The 20,012-nt window shown below is 31.9% G+C and carries 20 protein-coding genes; 1 reads left to right on the top strand and 19 read right to left on the bottom strand.

The genetic code is table 11. The features are described from left to right. Window positions 1-134: 134 nt before the first annotated feature. The 12 genes from ACJDUH_RS08350 to ACJDUH_RS08295 all read right to left on the bottom strand — a co-directional run bounded on the left by ACJDUH_RS08350 (window position 135) and on the right by ACJDUH_RS08295 (window position 13,651). The gene (locus ACJDUH_RS08350) at window positions 135-2,333 is read right to left on the bottom strand and encodes a glycosyl hydrolase family 65 domain-containing protein (RefSeq protein WP_406764694.1); all 2,199 of its coding nucleotides are present in this window, start codon (window positions 2,331-2,333) and stop codon (window positions 135-137) included. Beyond that, window positions 2,330-4,636: a glycoside hydrolase family 65 protein gene (locus ACJDUH_RS08345; RefSeq protein WP_406764693.1), complete on the bottom strand. Its 2,307-nt coding sequence runs from the start codon at window positions 4,634-4,636 to the stop codon at window positions 2,330-2,332. Before ACJDUH_RS08345 ends, ACJDUH_RS08350 begins: the two co-directional genes overlap by 4 nt. A gap of 88 nt (window positions 4,637-4,724) precedes the next feature. Then, window positions 4,725-5,597 (bottom strand): carbohydrate ABC transporter permease, encoded by an 873-nt coding sequence (locus ACJDUH_RS08340; RefSeq protein ID WP_406764692.1) that lies wholly within the window; start codon window positions 5,595-5,597, stop codon window positions 4,725-4,727. Between the two features lie 16 nt (window positions 5,598-5,613). Beyond that, window positions 5,614-6,522, bottom strand: coding sequence for a carbohydrate ABC transporter permease (locus tag ACJDUH_RS08335; protein ID WP_406764691.1), 909 nt, complete (start codon window positions 6,520-6,522; stop codon window positions 5,614-5,616). A gap of 123 nt (window positions 6,523-6,645) precedes the next feature. Then, window positions 6,646-8,055, bottom strand: a complete 1,410-nt coding sequence (locus ACJDUH_RS08330; protein WP_406764690.1) for an ABC transporter substrate-binding protein — start codon at window positions 8,053-8,055, stop codon at window positions 6,646-6,648. Window positions 8,056-8,260: 205 nt separating this feature from the next. Next, complete coding sequence (locus ACJDUH_RS08325) at window positions 8,261-9,280, bottom strand: LacI family DNA-binding transcriptional regulator (RefSeq protein WP_406764689.1); 1,020 nt, start codon at window positions 9,278-9,280, stop codon at window positions 8,261-8,263. Window positions 9,281-9,469: 189 nt separating this feature from the next. Further along, window positions 9,470-10,090, bottom strand: coding sequence for an HAD family hydrolase (locus ACJDUH_RS08320; RefSeq protein WP_406764688.1), 621 nt, complete (start codon window positions 10,088-10,090; stop codon window positions 9,470-9,472). Window positions 10,091-10,130: 40 nt separating this feature from the next. Further along, a complete protein-coding gene (locus tag ACJDUH_RS08315; protein ID WP_406764687.1) occupies window positions 10,131-10,622 on the bottom strand; it encodes a Csac_0668 family 2Fe-2S cluster-binding (seleno)protein in 492 nt (163 codons plus the stop codon). Between the two features lie 120 nt (window positions 10,623-10,742). After that, entirely contained in the window at window positions 10,743-11,216 is a 474-nt protein-coding gene (locus ACJDUH_RS08310; protein WP_406764686.1) for a hypothetical protein, read from the bottom strand. A 99-nt stretch (window positions 11,217-11,315) separates the two neighbouring features. Beyond that, window positions 11,316-11,861, bottom strand: coding sequence for a PadR family transcriptional regulator (locus ACJDUH_RS08305; RefSeq protein ID WP_406764685.1), 546 nt, complete (start codon window positions 11,859-11,861; stop codon window positions 11,316-11,318). A 9-nt stretch (window positions 11,862-11,870) separates the two neighbouring features. Continuing rightward, the gene (locus ACJDUH_RS08300) at window positions 11,871-12,593 is read right to left on the bottom strand and encodes a 4Fe-4S binding protein (RefSeq protein ID WP_406764684.1); all 723 of its coding nucleotides are present in this window, start codon (window positions 12,591-12,593) and stop codon (window positions 11,871-11,873) included. A 128-nt stretch (window positions 12,594-12,721) separates the two neighbouring features. Next, window positions 12,722-13,651 carry a hypothetical protein gene (locus ACJDUH_RS08295; protein WP_406764683.1) on the bottom strand — a complete coding sequence of 310 codons (930 nt, stop codon included), beginning with the start codon at window positions 13,649-13,651 and terminating at the stop codon, window positions 12,722-12,724. Between the two features lie 178 nt (window positions 13,652-13,829). On the opposite strand from ACJDUH_RS08295, the gene ACJDUH_RS08290 reads away from it, so the two are divergent. After that, window positions 13,830-14,777 carry an L-lactate dehydrogenase gene (locus ACJDUH_RS08290; protein WP_406764682.1) on the top strand — a complete coding sequence of 316 codons (948 nt, stop codon included), beginning with the start codon at window positions 13,830-13,832 and terminating at the stop codon, window positions 14,775-14,777. A gap of 61 nt (window positions 14,778-14,838) precedes the next feature. Here the strand turns inward: ACJDUH_RS08290 and ACJDUH_RS08285 are convergent, their stop codons facing one another. From ACJDUH_RS08285 to ACJDUH_RS08255, 7 genes are all read right to left on the bottom strand, one after another. After that, window positions 14,839-15,192 (bottom strand): hypothetical protein, encoded by a 354-nt coding sequence (locus ACJDUH_RS08285; protein WP_406764681.1) that lies wholly within the window; start codon window positions 15,190-15,192, stop codon window positions 14,839-14,841. Window positions 15,193-15,311: 119 nt separating this feature from the next. Continuing rightward, window positions 15,312-15,680 carry a YkvA family protein gene (locus tag ACJDUH_RS08280; RefSeq protein WP_406764680.1) on the bottom strand — a complete coding sequence of 123 codons (369 nt, stop codon included), beginning with the start codon at window positions 15,678-15,680 and terminating at the stop codon, window positions 15,312-15,314. Between the two features lie 42 nt (window positions 15,681-15,722). After that, on the bottom strand, window positions 15,723-16,310 hold the full coding sequence (locus ACJDUH_RS08275) for a hypothetical protein (protein WP_406764679.1): 588 nt from the start codon (window positions 16,308-16,310) through the stop codon (window positions 15,723-15,725). 67 nt (window positions 16,311-16,377) lie between these two features. Beyond that, on the bottom strand, window positions 16,378-17,178 hold the full coding sequence (locus ACJDUH_RS08270; protein WP_406764678.1) for an aminoglycoside adenylyltransferase domain-containing protein: 801 nt from the start codon (window positions 17,176-17,178) through the stop codon (window positions 16,378-16,380). 86 nt (window positions 17,179-17,264) lie between these two features. Continuing rightward, on the bottom strand, window positions 17,265-17,411 hold the full coding sequence (locus ACJDUH_RS08265) for a hypothetical protein (RefSeq protein WP_406764677.1): 147 nt from the start codon (window positions 17,409-17,411) through the stop codon (window positions 17,265-17,267). A gap of 53 nt (window positions 17,412-17,464) precedes the next feature. Then, entirely contained in the window at window positions 17,465-18,238 is a 774-nt protein-coding gene (locus tag ACJDUH_RS08260; protein ID WP_406764676.1) for a hypothetical protein, read from the bottom strand. Window positions 18,239-18,284: 46 nt separating this feature from the next. Next, complete coding sequence (locus ACJDUH_RS08255) at window positions 18,285-19,946, bottom strand: hypothetical protein (protein ID WP_406764675.1); 1,662 nt, start codon at window positions 19,944-19,946, stop codon at window positions 18,285-18,287. Window positions 19,947-20,012 lie beyond the last annotated feature (66 nt).

The following is a 20,012-nucleotide window of genomic DNA, read 5'->3' as shown; positions in this document are numbered from 1 at the left end:
CATAATAGCAAATCAGAGTGAAATTGTCAACAATAGTGTTTAAGCTGTAGTAATGTAAAATGCCCCAAAACGTCTTTTATTTTGACATTTTGGGGCTCTATTTAGCCACAAGTATTATTATTTATATTGTAACTTCATGCTTTAGTAATTTCAGAACCATCATGGGTAATGTCAATTGTATATTTCTTACCCCTCACAATTATCTTAAAGTTAAGTCTATTCCAATTATTTGGCAGGTTCGGAGTTACGCTTATCTTTCCTTCTACAACCTTTAGGCCAGCAAAGCCAAAAACTGCAGACATCCAAGAACCGCCACTTGCAGCAGGATGAGTACCACCAATATAGATTGAGCCTGCAAATTGTTTAGAATCACCTGACAGATCTACATTTGCGGTCTTTACAAAGAATGGATATGCCCACCTTTCATTTCCTATATCACAGGAAAGCAGAGAATAAATACAGGGGCTTAAAGAGGAACCATGTTCAGTTCTTGGCTCATAAAACTCCCAGTTAACTTTTTTAACTTTACTTGAGTATTCATTTCTAAAGAGATAGAGCATAAGTACAACATCTGCCTGCTTTATAATCTGAGTAGTTGAAGCAACGCCATGGCCCCCGCCCCAATATTCTTTAGGATTAATAAGCCTACTTCTCACTTCAGAAAGTGAGCAATTTTCTAACCTACTATAACCATCAAACTCCTCTATTATAAGTGTTTTTTTATCAGGCTTTGGAACATAGAGCTTTTCTTTGAACTTCACAAGATAGTCAATGTCTTTTCTAAAGTCAAGCTTATCAATTAAATTCTCATATTCCTTAGGGAAATTCACTTCCAAAATATCCATAACCTTAAGTGCTGCATCTACTGTATAATAGACCATCTTATTAGTATAGGCATTGTTGTTTACTCTTTCATGATATTCATCCGGGCCTATTACATCAAGAATTTCGTATCTGTCCTTTTCTTCTTTAAAATAAGTATAAGAATAATAGAATCTAGCACATTCTAGTATTACTTCAGCACCACCATTTAATAGAAGGCTTATATCTCCAGTGAACTCATAGGTCTCTAAGACGGCATATGCTACAGCTGCACTTATATGCACCTGTTTATCTTTAAAGTAGGTCTTAACAGGACGTCCTGTAAAAACATCTGTTACATTGAAATCACTGCAGGCATCCTGGCCGTTTTCATGACTTTCCCAGGCGTAGAAGGCTCCTTTATAACCATAGTATTCTGCTTTTTTTCTTGCACCATTTAGGGTTCTAATACGATAATTAACTAGATTCTTAGCTACCTCAGGTGCCGTATGAAGAAAGAAAGGAAGTATAAACATTTCTGTGTCCCAGAAAATCGCACCTTTATAAGTCTGCCCAGAAAGACCTCTTGCAGGAATTGAAAGCCTATTTGAGTGCAGTGGTGCGATTATTTGCAGCTGGTATATACTATAACGCAGTGCTAATTGATCATCTTCACAGCCTTCAATAACTACATCAGAGGTCTCCCATCTATCCTTCCACTTGTTTATGTGCTCTAAATATACTTTTTCATAGCCCATACTAAAAGACCTAGATGCAGTTAAAGAGCAGTCCTCCTCTATATTTTCAGTTTCATCATTTCCTGTCCATACTGATACATATTTATAGATTGTATAATTTCTTTTTGGCTCAGCCATAAAGCATATATTATGAAAAATACTTACATCTGTTTTTTCAATGTTTTCCACTGCTTCAAAAGACCTTTCACATATTTCTTTAACAGATACTGGAACCTTTAATTCGTTAGTTACAGCTGAGACCACAATTAAGTTATTTTCCTTTTTTACTGAATAATTTTTTAAATGAGGGCCGTTTATATCCCATACTTTGCCGTCTATGCCAGTTTTGATTTTGATGGCACATTCCTTATCCACAGATAAGGTATACTTAAGGCACATTAGATGTATATCTGCAAGGCTTACAAACCGCTCTGCTTCAATTTTAACCTTGCCATAATCAGTTTCCCAGACTGTATTTCTCAAGTGAAGTCCATTTTTAATATCTAGGACTTGACTATGCTCACTTGGGTTAAAATTATTTAATCCAAGTACTTTATTGCCCACTAATAAAGTTGTGAATAACCCGTTTGGTGCATTAATTGGCTCCCTCCAGCCATCTCCTTGTCTATCATATAAACCTGCAAGATTACAGGCCGTAAGTTCTTTATCAGTATACTCCTCCATGGTTCCGCGATAGCCCATATAGCCATTGCCTGTCATGAATTTATTGCCATTACTTACTATATTATTAATATTAAATTCATCGTCTATTATAATCCAATCCATATCTATCATCTTGAGCCCCCAGGAAATGGTATATTTATACCTTCAGGGTGAATTGCATATTTTTCATCATAAATGGAAACCTCAACAGATTTTCCGTTTAGGGTTTTGAAATTAAGTTTATCCTTTTCAACTTTTATTAAAAGTATTGCTTCCTTATAGACCACTCTAAAGCTATAGCTGTTCCATATCTTAGGTATTGAAGGATAAAACTTTAAAATTTCTCCATCACTTCTCATACCTCCAAAACCATAGACAATGTTTACCCAAGCTCCTGCAAGACTTGTAGTATGGAGTCCTTCCCTTGTATTTCTATTGTAGTTATCTAAATCCATGCGAGTTGCAAAGCCAAAGAAATTAAGTGCCTCTTCGTGCTTTTTAAGTTCTGCTGCAAGTACTGAATGTATGGAAGGTGATAGTGAGGATTCATGAATACATCTGGTTTCATAGTATTCATAGTTAGCCTCCTTAACTTCAGAGCTAAATTCCTGATTATATAGGAACATTAACATTAAAACATCAGGCTGCTTTATCATATCGCTTCTGTATATCCTGTCATAGGACCAATTACTATATAGTGGAAAATCCTCTATGTCAATATCATCTACTTCAATATGAGGCAAACTAAAGTATCCTTCATGCTGCTCATAAATCTTGGTTTCCTCATTGTATAGAATATCCATATTCTCTGCGCAATTATTAAGATCTTGAAGCTCTTCTTCAGTGAAATTAACCTTTTTTTGAAGCATATCATAGCTTTGCCTTGAATTAGTCTTCATTTCCTTAAGTACATCTATTGTATATTCAAAGGTCTTTTTAGCCATATAATTTGTATAACAGTTGTTATTAACCATCATATGGAACTCGTCTGGACCCATTACAGCATAAAATCCAAATTTATTTGTTAACTGGTTCCAGGCACCTCGCGACCTCAAAAATCTGCTTATTTGAATAAGCATTTCAGCTCCGTGGGTATATAAAAATTCCTTGTCATAGCTTAGTTGGACATAGTGCCAGATGCCATAGGCTACTCCCGTACTTGGCTGGAACTGGAGACTTGCATGCTGCCATAGGTCGCAGGCCTCTTCTCCATTTAAGGTAGCTATAGGATAGCATGCCCCGCTGCAGTCCAGCATCCTTGCCCTTTCCATTGCCTTATTTAGATTATTATACCTGAATTCCAATAGATTTTTAGCAGCCTTTAAATTATTGAATAGGAAAAAGGGAAGACAGTAGGTTTCAGTATCCCAAAAGGCATGCCCATTATAAGCTTCCCCAGTTAACCCCTTAGCTCCTATATTATTGTTAGGATCTTGTCCGTGATAGGTTTGCTGCATTTGGAATATACAAAATCTTATACCTTGCTGATTTTTATCATCACCATCAATTTGTATGTCAAACCTGTTCCAGATATTGTTCCAAAGTGCTGTACTATCTGTAAGGACAGCTTCAAAGCCCTTTTCTTCCTGTTTTTTAACTAAGCTAGTCCCATTACTCCAAATATGTTCAGCATCCATGAAAGTGTCCTTCACTACTAGATTAGATACCAGCTTATCAATTTTACTTATTTCTCCCTTAATAAGGTTAACTGTAACCTCATAGCCAATGAGCTTATCTTTAACATAAGCACTTTTTTCTATTATGCAATCAGATATAAGCTTAAAACCTGAGTAAACCCTTTGATTTGAAGTCAAGGTTTCACCTATAATAGCAGCTATATCCTCTCTAAAATCTTTTTTTACAATGTTCCAGTAATTTTTTTCTCTAGCTGCATGAATAATTCCAAAATCCAATGCCATTATAAGTTTAATATTTCCTGTGAAATTTATTGGTTCAAACTCAATTCTCTGAAAGCCCTCATTGGTTTTATCCATATTTAAAAATCTTAAAAACCTTACCTTTAAGGTCTTTCCACCTTTTGTATTCCAGATAAACTGCCTTGTTAAAGTACCTTCCTTTAAATCCAATACTCTTTTAAAATCCTTAAATTCTACAGTTCCTAAATCTAAAAGTTCCTCGTCAAGTTTTATTCTTGTATAAAGCCAATCAACTGAGTTCACCATGAAATGAGTATGGTCTATAATACCCTTATAGGCTGTCTTATTTACATCCTTAGAAAACTCATATACTCCATTAAAATAGCTCCCTAAAAGACTGTTACAGGAGCAACCTTCTTCGAAATATCCTCTTACGCCCATGTATTCATTTCCTAGAGAGAATATGGATTCTGAGACCATATTTCGATTTGAATCAAAACCCTCCTCTATAATTTTCCATGGATCAAGTTTATAATATATATCTGCTATTTTTGCCATAGTAACCCCCGCCTTATTATAAAGTTAAATATGTTGCTTATAATTTCTACTGCTTCTTTATCTACTTAACAGGCTAATAAATTTCCTTTTAACCCTTAATTCCAGAATGAGTAATGCCTTGAGTAATCTGTTTTTGAAAGATAGTAAATAAAATAATTGGTGGAATCATTGCAAACACAATAGCTCTTAGCATATCAACCTGTGATCCCATTGCATCTTTAAATTGAAATAATCGAACCATAACAGTTTCAAGTCCTGTATTATTCAATAAAAGACTTGGTAGTAAAAAGTCTGACCAAGCAGCATTTAGTGCATACATGACTATTACCATTGTAATTGGCTTGCTTAATGGCATTATAATTTTAAAGAAAATACCCACATTACTACAGCCATCTATTCTTGCAGCCTCTATAACGGATTTGGGAAGAGTATCAAAAAATTCCTTAAATAAAACCACATAGAAAGCATTAGCTCCAACTGAAAGCCATAGTGGAATGAATGATCCATTAAGATGCAGCTTGCTAATATTTACGAATAACGGAACAATACTTGTAGTTGCCGGAATCATCAAGCTCGAGATTACAAGTGTATAGACAAACTTGCTTCCTTTAGGTTTAATAATAGATATTGAGTATGCTAAGAGTCCATTAAAAACTACAGCACAAATTATTGAACCTGTAACTGAATAAAATGAATTAATATAATACTTATAAAACTTAAGTTCATTCCAGGTCCCTACAAACTTGCTAAAATCAAAGGTTTTTGGAAGTATGGATTGCGTTAAGGTAAATTCCTTTATATCTTTAAAACTTTGAAGAAAAAGCCAAATAGGAGGAGCAATTGAAAACAATGTAATAAGTATACAAGTAATAAACATAACAAAGTAAAGGATTTTTACTCTGGTTCTCTTTAAATCTGATTGAGTAATAATACCATTTTCTTTAAGGAAAAACTTAGACAAAATAGCTCACTCCTTTCTACATATCCTGTACTTTAATAAATTTATTATAAATAAGTGTTATTGATATTAAGAATAAACTCATAAGAACGCCAATGGCTGAAGCCTTTGGAAAATCAAATTTCCCAAATGCTAAGTTATAAACTAGTTCCATAATTGAAATAGATGCATTGTTGGGCCCACCATTTTTCATTACCATGGGTTCATACAGAACTTGGAAAACAGCAACAATCTGTAATATTAAAAGTGTTCGTCCTAAATTTCGCATATTTGGTATAGTTACATTTTTGACCCTATCCCATATACTTGCACCATCAATAATTGCAGCCTCATATAATTCTGGATTTATACCTTGGAAAGCAGCTAAATATATGAGAGCCGTTGCACCTGCACTCTTCCAAGTCATAGTTACTACTATTAACGGTATAGTAAGCTTTGGATCATTTAACCATATTTGGGGACCTATACCCACTTGGCTCAAAATTATATTTAGTATCCCTGTATTACCAGGCCTAAAAATAAGTCCCCACATTAAAACAGTAGCAAGGCCAGGAACAACATTAGGAAAATAAGTTCCAATTCTAAAGAATCCTTTAGCATGAACCATTTCATTAATTAATATTGCCATAATTATAGGTACCAAAAACCCTAACACTAAAGACCAACCAGTGTAGGAAATTGTATTTTTTATAGCTGGAACAAATGCGGGATCTTTGAACACATCTACATAATTCTTAAAACCAACAAAGTCTACAGTCCTAATACCTTTAGCACTATAGAATGAAAGTCTGATATTCTCAATTAATGGTTCCCATACAAAGAACATAAATAAAATAATAGCAGGAATCATGATCAACCATCCAGATATATCATTTTTTAATAAATTTAATGATTTATTCTTTATTGGCTTTTCTTTTACTTGAAGCATTTTAATCCCCCTTCTGCACTTATAACTTTTAAAAAAATTATGCATGTTCCTTGCAACAAAAAAAAGGTTTCTACAATTGCAAAGAACATGCCATAACAATAATATTATTTTACTGAATATATTTTACTTTTTATTTGGTCCATTATCTAAAAGAGCTTGAACGTTTGTATTGGCAGTGTTCATTAATTTAGTAACATCTGAATTTTTATTAGTAATAACAGCTTGAAGTACATTAGTTAATTCTTTATACAAATCTTGAGTAACTTGTGGTTCTTCAAGGTGTAAATTACCAGGTTTCTTTAATATGTCATAATAGTCATTAAAAAATTTCATATCAACATTTTTATATTTCTGTTGAGCATCTGCTTGAGCTTTTAAGTAGTCTGTTGCTCCAGACCATGCTGGGAATGAAGGAAGTATAGGTACTCCTTTTGCAACTCTTGCTTTTGCATCTGCTTCTAAACCATTAATAGAATCAGTTGTAACTACAGGTGCTTTTCCCATAAGTACAAGATATTTAAGTCCTGCTACTACTTGTTCATGAGTAGCATTTGCAGAGAACATATAAGGTGTTCCACCACCTAATGAGTATTGTCCAGCAGGTCCTGCAGGTAATGGTGCCATTGCAAGATTATTAATATCCATCTTATTTAGTGCTAACTGATCTGCAGAGTCAGGTGATGCTATATACATTGCAGCATCTTCAGTTGCGATAGCTTTATATCCTGATGCCCAATCTTCATTAGTTGGATCTGCAGTTAAAACATCATATTTCCATTTTAAGTCTTTTACATATTGCATTGCTGCTATAGCTTCTTTTGAATTAAGTTGTGCAACCCATTTACCATCTTTTTGCACTTCAAACTGAGCTCCAAAATCCCAACCTATATTTGTGAAAAGCCATCCACCAGCAGCATCTTTAGCTAAAATATCTATTCCTGCATGTCCAGTTTTATCCTTTATAATTTTAGCATCTTGTGCAAGCTCATCCCATGTTTTTGGATATTTAGGAATACCATTAGCATCAACTAAACCTGCATCTGCAAATAGTTTTTTATTTATCATTAATCCTTCTGCATATCCATCACGTGGTAAACCATATATTTTCCCATCCTTGGAAAGTAAATTCTTTACATCTGGATTCATTTTTGTATCCCAGCCAAGCTCCTTTAATTCTGGAGTAATATCTTTAACAAATCCTGCTTCAATTAGCTTCTGGGGTTCTGTATACCATGTATCAAATAATGTAGGAGCATTTCCTGCTGTCGCCATAGATACAAAACTATCTGTAGCATACTTATAATATGAAGGTACAATTTTTACATTGTCACTAGCTAGAATAGCTGCTGCCCATTTTTTGTGTTGTTCAATCTGATCGGTTAATCCATCCTGTGGCCAAATACCAAGTTTAACTGTTACTTCACTTTTTGTAGTTGTATTAGCTGGTGTAGCATTGTTCTTTGTACATCCAGTAAAACCAAGCAAGGATAACATAAGTCCCATGGAAATAATTTTTTGGATGTTCTTCTTCATTTATTTTCCCCCTTAATAAATCATATTGTAGTTTAACGTTAAAATGAAGCAGAAAAAATATATAGGTTTAACGTTAAACCTTAATATAACTATAAACGTTTTCACATAACTTGTCAATATAGTTTTATTTATTTTTTTACAATTAATTCTAAAAGCTAAACATCTATTTGAAAAATATATGTTTAGCTTTATAAATGAGTTTTTCTTATTTATGATTTAAATCTTTTACACTATTCCTTTCTACTAAGGAAACAGGTAGTATTATTTTATGGTCATTAATTGAGACACCATCAATAGAATTAATTAAGACTTCAGCGGCAACCAACCCTTTTTTTTGAGCGTTCTGATGTATTGTGGTTAACCTAGGTGCTGTAAGTGAACTAATATATATGTCATCAAAGCCTACCACTGAAAAATCATCTGGCACTCTCTTTCCTTTTTCATTAAGGCCCGAAATAATACCAGCAGCAAATATATCAGCAGTTGCAAATATAGCAGAAACATCGGATCTAAGGCTTAATTTATGTCCTAATTCTATTCCCTCTGTAATAGTAATTTCTTGTTGATAAACATTTTTAGTTTTAAAGGGAATCTTCGCTTCTTTAAGTGCCATTTTGTATCCTTTAAAACGTTCTTCCACAACTCCTCTTTTCTTCATAATAGGTGATGCAAAAACTATATCTCTATGGCCTTTATCTATTAGATATTTTGTAGCCATATAACCTCCTTTGCAATCCTCAAGTCCAATATTCAATACCTTTTCATTATCCACATAGCTATCAATCAACACGAAAGGAACATTTGCATTCATTAGCCTTTCAAAGAATTTGTCTTGAACTAAACCAATTAAAATTAATCCATCTAAATTCCAGTTATTTAGAAGTGAAAATAAGTCATCTTCACTATATACAGTTCTAACCATCAAATAATAGCCTTTTTCCCGAAGTTTTTGTTCTATTCCACCAATTATAACGCTATGAAATGGGTCTGAAATAAAGTTGCCACCTTTTTCAGTTACCACATGATTAATTACACCAATAATTTTTGATAGCTTATTGACCAATGACCTCGCTGTCATATTTGGAACATAATTATCTCTTTCTATAATTGCATTTATTTTCTCAACTGTCTCTTTTGCTACCTTCTTGTGGTTGCCATGTATAACATTGGATACTGTAGTAACACTTACATTGGCTTCTTTAGCAATATCTTTTAAAGTGACCATGTTTAGCCTCCATCTAACCCCGACAAATTATTATGTAAGATATTCACATTTTATCATTAGTCTAAATCAAAACTTTTTATAAATCAATATAATAGTAAAAAAATTCCTAGTATAGTCCAGTATTTCATCAAAAAAAAGCTTGGATATCGAATTATCCAAGCTTTTTTCCTTTAATATTATTGAGCTTTATTAAGAAAAATTTAGTAATTCATCTATGCTATTTATAGCTAAATAACATGACTCGGGACTTCCAAAACCATATTTTGCATATATAAATGGAATTTCAGCAAATACTGTTGCCTCATAATCTCCCTGAGTGTCACCAACATATACAACATCCTCTAAACTATTTCTCTCTAAAACACGTTTGATGTTTTCACCCTTGCCTCTTCCAGTATTTCCATAGCTTTCATAATCAGTAATATACTCTTCTATTCCTGCCTTTTCCATGAACAGCTCTATATAACCTGACTGACAATTACTAACAATGAACAAGCAGTATTTCTTAGATAGCTTAATTATAGTATCTTTTACCTTAGGGTATAAAAGATTATCTGTAACTTCACTTATAGCTTCTTCTTCATATTTGCAGCATAATTCCATTAACTGTTCCCTTTTATGCTTATCTGCATCAAAGAATAAATCATCAGCAATAACTTCCATGGTTTTCCCAAACTCTTTTTTTAGAACCTCAGAGGTAATGATTGCAGAAGTGCCCCCAATTTCTTTAAGCGCCCTACTCCAGGCCTTAGCAACAACTTCAGTGGTGTCCCATAAAGTACCGTCAATATCAAATATTATATTTCTCATTTGTAACCCTGCTTTCTTCTTATAAGTGTAATTTTACTTTCTATAATAATTTCAACGCTTTATTGATAGTTTCTTGTATAATTGGGCTGCAGCATTTACCTAAGGGATTATTTATTTCACAGTTTCCATTCTTCATTGCTCCAGTAAGTCTTTCAATATCCTTTATATCTTTTGCTCCATCCTTTAAGACAGCATTTATAATTTGATTTTCAGTAACTTGATTACAGTAACATATATATTTGGGATTTGCGTCTTTTTTAAACCATATTGGGACTTTTATCTGCTGTTTGTTATAGTCTATATCTAACTCTGAATTAAAATAGACTACATTACATTCTTCATTCATGCAAATAAAATATGAAGCTGCTTTAATTTCCTTAGCCAATTCCTCATTAACTAAATGTTTAACAGTAATATTTTTAACTTTCATACCTTTTCTATTACATATAGGGCATAAATTATTTTCTTCTACTGAACTAGTAGAGTTCTGCTTACTTCCTCAACAGGACTTTTTAAAGCTTTGATCATCCATATTCAATAACCTCTCTATTCCTTACAAATTAATTAAACTAATCATTTCACAAATATTTCTTAATAATCAATACTTAAACTACATTATTATAATATCATAATTAACCATAAGAAATACAAATTAATCCTTAATTGCTTTTAAATGCTGAAGGTGTATACCAATATGGCCTATACCAATTATTATAGAAGATATAATTAGCCAAATTACCTTATCATAAATTCCTAAAAGCAAAAAAGCTATAACAGGAAGGCTGGCACCAGGTACTGGAATTCCGCAAAAGCTTCGGTAAAAGTTTTCTACTGTTGGTTCATTTGTAAAATATCTAATCCAATAAATCTCATATAAAATCATTAGAAAAATTGATAAAATAAGCCATAAACTCCATGCTGAAAGGGCTTTAATATTGAAATCGGCAAAAATAAGAATACTTAAAGTACAGCATACCTGCCCAGTACGCTCAAGAAATAATAAAAGTTTATTTTCCTTTGAAGTATCATAGTCTACCGGCTTCCTCTTACTCCAAAGGGCATTTGGAATCCATAGCATCAATAAATATATGAATCCTACATAGGAAAAGCCTAAATGACCTAACATTATATTATTGCCTCCTGAAAAATTACTATTTTATATCTTATAAATATTATAAATATGCGAGTTAATTTAAGAACATGACCTTCACCCTTATGGTTTTTTCTACTCCTCACTTTCCAAATTCTTTAAAATCTCCTCACTCCAGTCAATATAAAGCTTTGCCTGGCGTATACCTAAATCTAATACTGATAGAATCTGCTTGTGATTGTTATGCAGGTCTATTACTTGCTTTAATTCTGCTTCAAATAAATTAAACAACTTTAGCTTTTCTTCAGATTGTTCCTTAAATTTAATTATGTGTCTTTGCATTTCGGAAATATTTTTAGAAGTAGATAAATATAGTTTCAAAAGTACTTCAGACCTAACAGTATCCTTTTCATTTTCTTGTTCCATCCACCTTTTAAACTCATTTGTACCTTTAGAAGTTATTTTATAGTTTATTTTCTCACGCTTTAGGTCTCCTTCTATTTCCCTGTGAGAAATCTCAACTAAGCCTTCCTCTGCCATTTTACTCAATTCAGGATATATTTGCCCATAGCTTTCCTGCCAGAAGAAGGACATTCGAATGTCTATAATTTTTTTTAACTCATATCCACTTAAGTTTTCTTCTTGAAGCAATCCAAGAAGTACATACCTTGTTTTTTTCATTTTTTCTCCTTACATCATTTTGTAGTTTATTGCCTTTTTCGGGCAATTATCAATGCATGACCCACATAATATACACTCATTGTCATACATATCTCCTATTTTAACTTTCTCTGCTACCTTAAGACTCATGGGACAATGCTTATCGCATATATGACAGTTTATACATGCACTTTTGTCTGCTTTTAACCTAAGTCTTTTAATATGCAGCAGGTTCCCTATTTTACTTCCTATTATCATAAATGGTGCCATCCAGCAGAAATAATGGCACATGATTCTCTTACCCAATACTATACTTGGAGCAAAGAATAGCAGTACAACTCCATAATATATAACATAATCCTTAATATTTGCTATAGATATTCCATGATCTGTCATGCTAAAAAAATCTATTGTTAATTTTTGCTTTCTAAAAATAAAACATACAATTATTATAATAATCCATATTAACCAAGTTACATACTTTATATTGTTCTTCCAGCCTTGTTTAGGACTCTTATCATTAACATGTATTGCACATTCCTGTAAACCACCTGCAGGGCATAAGTAGCCGCAAAATAGCCTTCCAAAGAAAATTGAGCCTACAAGCATTACAGCAAACACAATAAAGCTGCCAGTAACTATTCCTTTCATTGCCCCCTGAATGATAATAGCTGGAGAGAAATAATAAATGGTTATCGGAAATAGCAGCATTGCAGTTAGCAAGAGCAGCATTCTAAAATTTTGTCTTTTCATAATTAATCCCCCAATATATCTTTTAGATATGTATCTTAAAGATATATTAGCATACCCATTTTAATATTTCAACTCATAAAAATAAAAGAGACGCAAAATCGTCTCAAATATTGTTCATTAACTCTTAACTATTTTTCTATTCGATTATAGGAATCTAACCTTTTCAATATTTTTAGGGTTAGAACTCCCTTCCATTCATTATAAGCTGGGGATAAACTACCGTGGTAAAAACTATCCCCCCAAGGAGGATTTATGAGTTTACCTTCACAAATATCTATTAAATGTACATAATAATCAAGATTCTCATCTATTTTATAACTTTTTACTCCAAAACTTTCTTTTTCAGGACTTGGAACAAAATCTAAGGGAATAGGAACATACCCTCCCCATTTATCACGGTCATATTCAATAACCTCAGAAATACCATCAGATATTCTTTTCTTTAACTTGCTTTTCAGTTCCTCCGGTAATACCTCATATAATTTTATATAACAAAACAGCTCATTTTCAGACTCAAAGTGCCTTTTATTCTCGATGTAATGAATTGCATAATCAATAAGATAACTTATTTCTATTTTATTGAGATATTCCTTATATTTATATAGATATGCTAATAGTTCAGCAGATGGATTTCCCCAGTTATTATCTATTATTGTAAAGCCTTTTTCTTCATCATAATGCCACCATGGTGTGTGAGGATAATTATTAACTTCTTTTGTCAGAGCATACCATCCGTTTCTTTCTTTATTAAAAGTAAATTCCAGGTATTTCAAAGCTGATTTAATAATGTTCCTTGTTTCTTTTGTTTCTTCTATTTCTGTTAAAATTCTTATACCGATTGATGTGGCCATAGGCGATGAATTAGGCAGCCTAAAATCTGATTCTAAAGCTTTACCAAATCCACCATCTGTATTTTGAAATTTCTTTAATGCATCAACAACATTTTCGCTTCTTCCATTTTCAAAATAATTTTCATATAAACATCTCTCTATATCTCTTGCATCATTTTTTAGCAAATAACTAACTTTAAGAAAGGATTTCCTAGATAACTTTAACACCTTATCACTCCTAATTTTATGGTTTTTTAGTTAAATTACAGTTATTAATTAATGATACCATAATATACCATGGCAAATTTATATTTTTTAAATTTTGTTTAAAATCACATTTTTTTCATGTAAATAGTTTTATAATTTTGTTATAAAAAATATTCTTAAAAACCATGGAGGTGCTACATTGAATAATTCTGGTGCAAAAATATCTATCATTGGTTCTGGTTTTGTTGGTTCAACTACAGCATTTACTTTGATGTTGGGTGGACTCGCTTCCAATATAGTCATAGTTGATATAAATAAGGATAAAGCTGAAGGAGAAGCAATGGATCTGTCTCATGGCGCTTCTTTTGTAAAACCTGTTGAAATAACAGCAGGCGATTACGAAGATACAAAGGATTCAGATATCATTATCATAACAGCTGGGGCAGCTCAAAGACCTGGCGAAACCAGATTAGATTTAATAGGCAGAAATCTATCTATATTTAAGTCAATTATTCCAGAGATAACTAAATATAGTCCTAATTCAATACTTCTTGTTGTTTCTAATCCCGTTGACATTTTGACCTATATCACTTACAAACTCTCTGGATTTCCAAAAGAAAGGGTAATTGGATCTGGGACTGTACTTGATACCTCAAGACTTAAGTATATGCTGGGTGAAAAATTCAATATAGATACAAGAAACATTCATACCTATATTATTGGTGAACATGGGGATTCCGAAATAGCCACTTGGAGTTCGACTAATATAGCAGGCATGAATATAGATGAATTTTGTCGTACTTCTCATAATGGGTGTGGAGAAAATGATAAGAATGAAATACAAGAGTCTGTAAAAAATGCTGCCTATGAAGTTATTAAGAAAAAGGGAGCTACCTATTATGCAGTTGCCTTAGCTATAAGGAAAATTGTAGAGGCTATATTAAGAGGTGAAAATTCAATTTTAACTGTCTCCTCGTTATTAAGTGGAGAATATGGAATCGAGGATGTATATTTAGGTATCCCATCTATTGTAGGTTCAACAGGTGTAAAAAAAGTATTGGAAGTTCCATTTAACGAAGAAGAGCTGAAAAAGTTAAGAGACTCAGCCGTTTCTTTAAAGAATTTACAAATAAGTGCCAATATTTAAAGAACGGGCTGCTACGGCTGCCCGTTCTTAATTTGTCATTCATTTAATATCAATTAAGTTTCTACAAATCCCAATGCTTTTCTTGTTTTGGTTGTTCCTTTTTATTCTTTCTTTCTATAATTTTCAATATTGCATAATTTAATGTAAGGGAAACATAACCAATAACAAATGCTATAATATTTTGATTTTTAATTTTTGCTATTTCGTTAGAAGGCAAAAACATCAAATCCAGTTTTATAGCACCAAAACCACCAATGGCGCTGCAAAATATGCTTATTATACCTAGTGCTAGAGCAAGTAAAATAATTACACCAGTATATCTATCATTGAACCCTATTATCAATTTTTTTACTAATAGAACCAATACGGCTGTTGTCAGTAAAATACTAAGTGCAGAGCAAATAGTTGTAAACAAACCACCCACCACCTTAAATTATTAATCTTATAACATGGTTAATCTTCTAATATGCCATAATAATTTGTAATAATCCCTTAGTTCTTATACCTTTATCTCACGTTGAAAGAAAGCTGCATTTATGGAACAGCTAATTTAATAATAAAAATTACTATTAGTAACCATATTAATATAATAGGAATTGCATAATACCATTTTTTAGGTTTCCCATTATCCCATAGGTTTTCAGCTTCAACTCTGCATTGATTAAATATTTCTTCTGGTATAAATTTTATTGTCATAGCAACAAATATTGGAACTAAAATTATATCATCTAACAAGCCTATGACTGGGATAAAATCAGGTATAAAGTCAATTGGTGATAATGCATATCCAATTGTAATTCCTGCAAATAGCTTTGCAATAATAGGTGTTTCTTTCTTTTTTAAAGCAATAAATATTGCAGGTATATCTGATTTTAGTTTTTTAGCTCTCTCTTTTAAATCCATGTTATAAATCTCCTATGTTTTGTATTATAAGTCAAAAATGAATTAGATTCTTATTAGCTCAAAATAAGCTCCACCACCGAATAAAATTAATGTATTATTGTCCTTAATGAAAAAGGTGCACCCGTTTCCTTTTGCATCAGCAGCATCAATTTCTGTGATTGAATCGCCTTTAATACCTAATTTATCAAAGGTCATGCGATTACTTGATTCAAAATCATTTTTAAATATAACTGATTTTTTATAAACTGGATTTAATGCTGTATTGTTTAAGCTATCAACTTGGTCTCCAAAGCAACTTGCACTATCTTTGGAAAAAGTTAGCTCCTTACCTATTATAGTTTTTATGTCATCATTACTATAAGTTCCTACAGGTCCATATGCTAAAACTTTTTCAATTTGCCAATGACCATAAAAAGTTTCTTCAGCTACTTTTATATCTTTTGAATTATCTGTACTAGGTGCCTTTGCCATCTGCTGTGTTTGCACTGTTTTATTGGTTTCAGAGCTGTTAGATTTACTAGTGCTTGTCTCATTTACTACTTTCAATGATTGTTGATTAGTACAACCTAATATACTAGCGCTAATCATCATTATCAAAATTACTCCAAATGCTGCCTTACTTCTAATCATAAAAACCTCCATGTAATATTTCTCAATTTTTACTACTATTAATCAATATATTAAAATCCTAACAACTTTATCCACTTACCTTATTATAACGTTTCTTAATCGACAGCAAAACATCTCTATATTTATATTTATCTATTTCCATTAGCATATAGTCGGCATATTCAATCAATAACCCTTTATCAAATTCTAATTTTACTAACTGTTCGCTATATACATTAACAGCATCCTCTACAAGCTTTCTATACTGCAAAGGAATCTCTTTTTTAGCCCAATTCCCAGCTTCAAGTTTAGAACTAATGACCTCTTCCTTTAAGTAATATAGTACTCTACATAGATTTAGAGTTATATATACAGTGTTTTCAATTATGTCTTCCTTTGCATTTTCCACATCTGAAATGATTGAATCTATATAATATTTTTTAGGAACATTACCGAATGCCTCCTCAATACTTTTACCATACAAGCAAATTCCCCTATGTTTGATTATTGTAAAATGAGCAGCTAAATCCTTATCAGTATAGCCACCGCATATGTAATTATCATTTGATAAATATCTTTCCTTATGAAAATCAGAGTAGTGAAGTTCAAAGGGTGTAGGATATATAAAGTCTTTTGCATACTTCTCAAGAACGATACTCATCTCAATTCCCTTTTTAGGTAAATTTTCAAAATTTATTAAAGCCTTAATAATAGCTTTCATTGTTGAAGTTTCAATAGGCTCTTTTACTAAAGCAATTAAATCAATATCACTAGCAGTTGTACAGCATCCCATTGCCAAGGATCCATGCAAATAAATTCCAACAAGGTTTTTATCTAATATAATTTTAAAGGTTTCAACTATATTATCTAATATTTTTATAGGTCCCATCTAATCACCCAATTTAGTCCCTTTCTTAAATAATACTAAAAAAATGAATTTCAAAGTGTACTACTTTGTCCTAAAAGTATGTATTTTCATTTTTTATAAGCTTCGTATGCAAGATAGCCAACTGCAATAAACAAGCATATGGCAACTGCTAGTAAATTATATAGATATAAAAAACAACAAACAAGAATAAGTACTACAATATTTAATATTCCATAAGGTTGCTTTTTCCTCATACTCATTTCACCTACCTATTTATAAATTAAAAGCATAAATATAAAATGTATTATTAAAAAGTTAAAATTGGCCTTATACCTACTGCAGCTTCTAAGGTTGCAACAAGATTTCCGTCCTTTTTACTTTCATTTTTAATAATAAATTCCTTTACTGCTTCTCTTGATGCATCTATAAATATTAAGGATCTTATCTCTTGCATTTTATTTTTTAATGCTAGGCTCTTGTTATGACTATTTAGCAATAATCTAATATCATTTTTGTTAATTAATAGCTCCATTTTAAATATAGCTGAAAGAAAGTTATCTTCTCCTCCACTTTTTAAAAAGTAAGGTCTTAAACTTTTCACTGTACTTTTATCCTCAGTTTCAATACCTAGCTCTTCTAAAATCTCTTTTTTAATATTATGCTCTAGATCTAAAGTTTCCCCTTTTATATCATTTTTGTCTATACCACCACCAATAAACTGAAGTTTATAAGGAAATGCAGTGCCCTCATTCATTTCACCTATAGCAAATTTATTATCACAGGTTTCAATCAAAACTGAGGTATGAATTACCTTACAATCATTCTCATCATAAGTATTTTTGTTTATGGTATATAAAAAATGCGCATAATCAGTTAATCCAACGAAAATATTTATTAAACTTTCATTTGCCTCAATATTATTTATAGTGTACACATCTCCATTAAAAAACCTTTTGCCATTTTTAAGCAACTCCTCCCAATGTTTTTTTACTTTCTCCTTGTAGGCTGCGGGGAGTTTTTTTCTTTGGTTTGTATAATAAACTTTTATATTATTATTAAATTCATAAATTCTAGTTTCCATAATACTCTTCACTTCCTTGACTAATATAAGATTCTCGGCTTAGAAACTATAGCTCAACTCCACTCCACCCAAAGTTAAATGTATACTTCCACAGGAAAATTGATGAGAATAAACATAATATACCTAATATTAATGTACCGTAAGTAAAATGGCTTATGCCAAAATGAGCTAGTCCAATTGCTGCGACTATAACCAAGGTTAAGAAGCCCTTACCTGTTTGACCCTGATTTGCAGTAAGCATTTCTTTGCTGAAAGGAAGTTCTTTTTTATTAATATTTAAAGTTATTAATGTAATTAAAAACATATTAATAAAGATTACAATTATATTAGGTAAAATACTGATTCCACAAAAGGCAATAAATACTACTGATTGCAACAAAAGAACAGGTATGGAGTATTTAGCTATTACAGTCTTTACACCGGCCCTGTAGATATCTGATGGCCTATTAATAGGTGCAGCTCTATAAATCCAAGCGGCTTTGTAGCTCTCACTTCTTGTAATTATCGATACATAATTTACATTAAATAATGCAGAAAGGTACATAAAAAAGTAAACCTTGCTGCTCCTAAGATTACTTATAGTATCAATAAGTGAGCCACCCATACTGGAGAAAGATATAAGCATTATCAATGGAAATATTATACTCATCATCATTAAAGGATATATTTGAAGCTTAAGTTTTCTCTCACTTGAAAGCATATTAGTAATAAATCTAAAAAAAGCTTTTTCGATATTACTACGGCATAATAGTTGTACTTTCTTTTCTTCCCACCAGTTTTTAATTCTTCCTTTTCTCCTGGAGCCGTAAGAAGAGCTCATTTTTTGAAGCTTGTGTTCGAAGGAAGGTGCTATTAACTTAACATAAAGAAGGAAAAGCACAAAAGGTATTAAAAGTAAACAAATCATTAGATATATATAGCTGTTATATTTTGCACCTTCTTTAAGTATTGTTAGCGGCGACGCCATCCACATTGAAGGCAGAAAATAATGCCACCATTTAGGTGTATAACTCACCTTGTTGCCTGCCAAAGAAAATATTCTACTGGTAAATTGCTGTGCAATGAAAATTAGCATTGTAAAAACAATTTGAAAATAATTAATTATATCCTTAAGCTTTTCTCCATCGTATAAGGATAGTATTACATAATAAAGAATGGAAGTTAAAAATATTATAAACAAGGACATATATCCAAGCTCAAATATAAAAATAAGCGCAAAAACTATCCCAAATCTCACAGAGGTAATAATAATGGAGACTAGCGATAAGGCAAAAACTATACTTAACATATATGATGCTATATGAATTGTTTTTGCCATGTTTAAGGTTTTATTGCTCACAGGTCTTGAGGATATTATGCCTCTATCCCTAATATCAAGCAGTACAGCTGAAAAGTCTGATATCATAATAAGTGTTGTAAACAATAATATCACAGTAAATATAGTAGTCATTGTATAAAATATTGGCATAGGCAATAGTGCAACCATTCCAAACATTAATCCATAAAAGGCGTACATAAGTAAGCTCATATTGAAGTTATTCTTGTCTTCCTTCTGCTTTGCATTATTATTTATAATTGTAGTAGGTCTCCTTGTATCCATGGTTAGTTTCACCTGAAGAATAAGCCGCATTACTTTATAATCAACGCCTAAGCTTATAAAGATTCCCTTAAAAATATCCAAAAACTTTAATAATTTAAACTCCCTCATATTCTATTCCCCCTTCCAGTGGTCACACTGAGTAGTTTTACATACTCACGGACTTCGCAAACTACT

Source organism: Candidatus Clostridium radicumherbarum (assembly GCF_045310525.1).
Lineage (GTDB): Bacteria > Bacillota > Clostridia > Clostridiales > Clostridiaceae > Clostridium_AT > Clostridium_AT radicumherbarum.
This window is presented reverse-complemented; position numbering and strand designations above follow the sequence as displayed.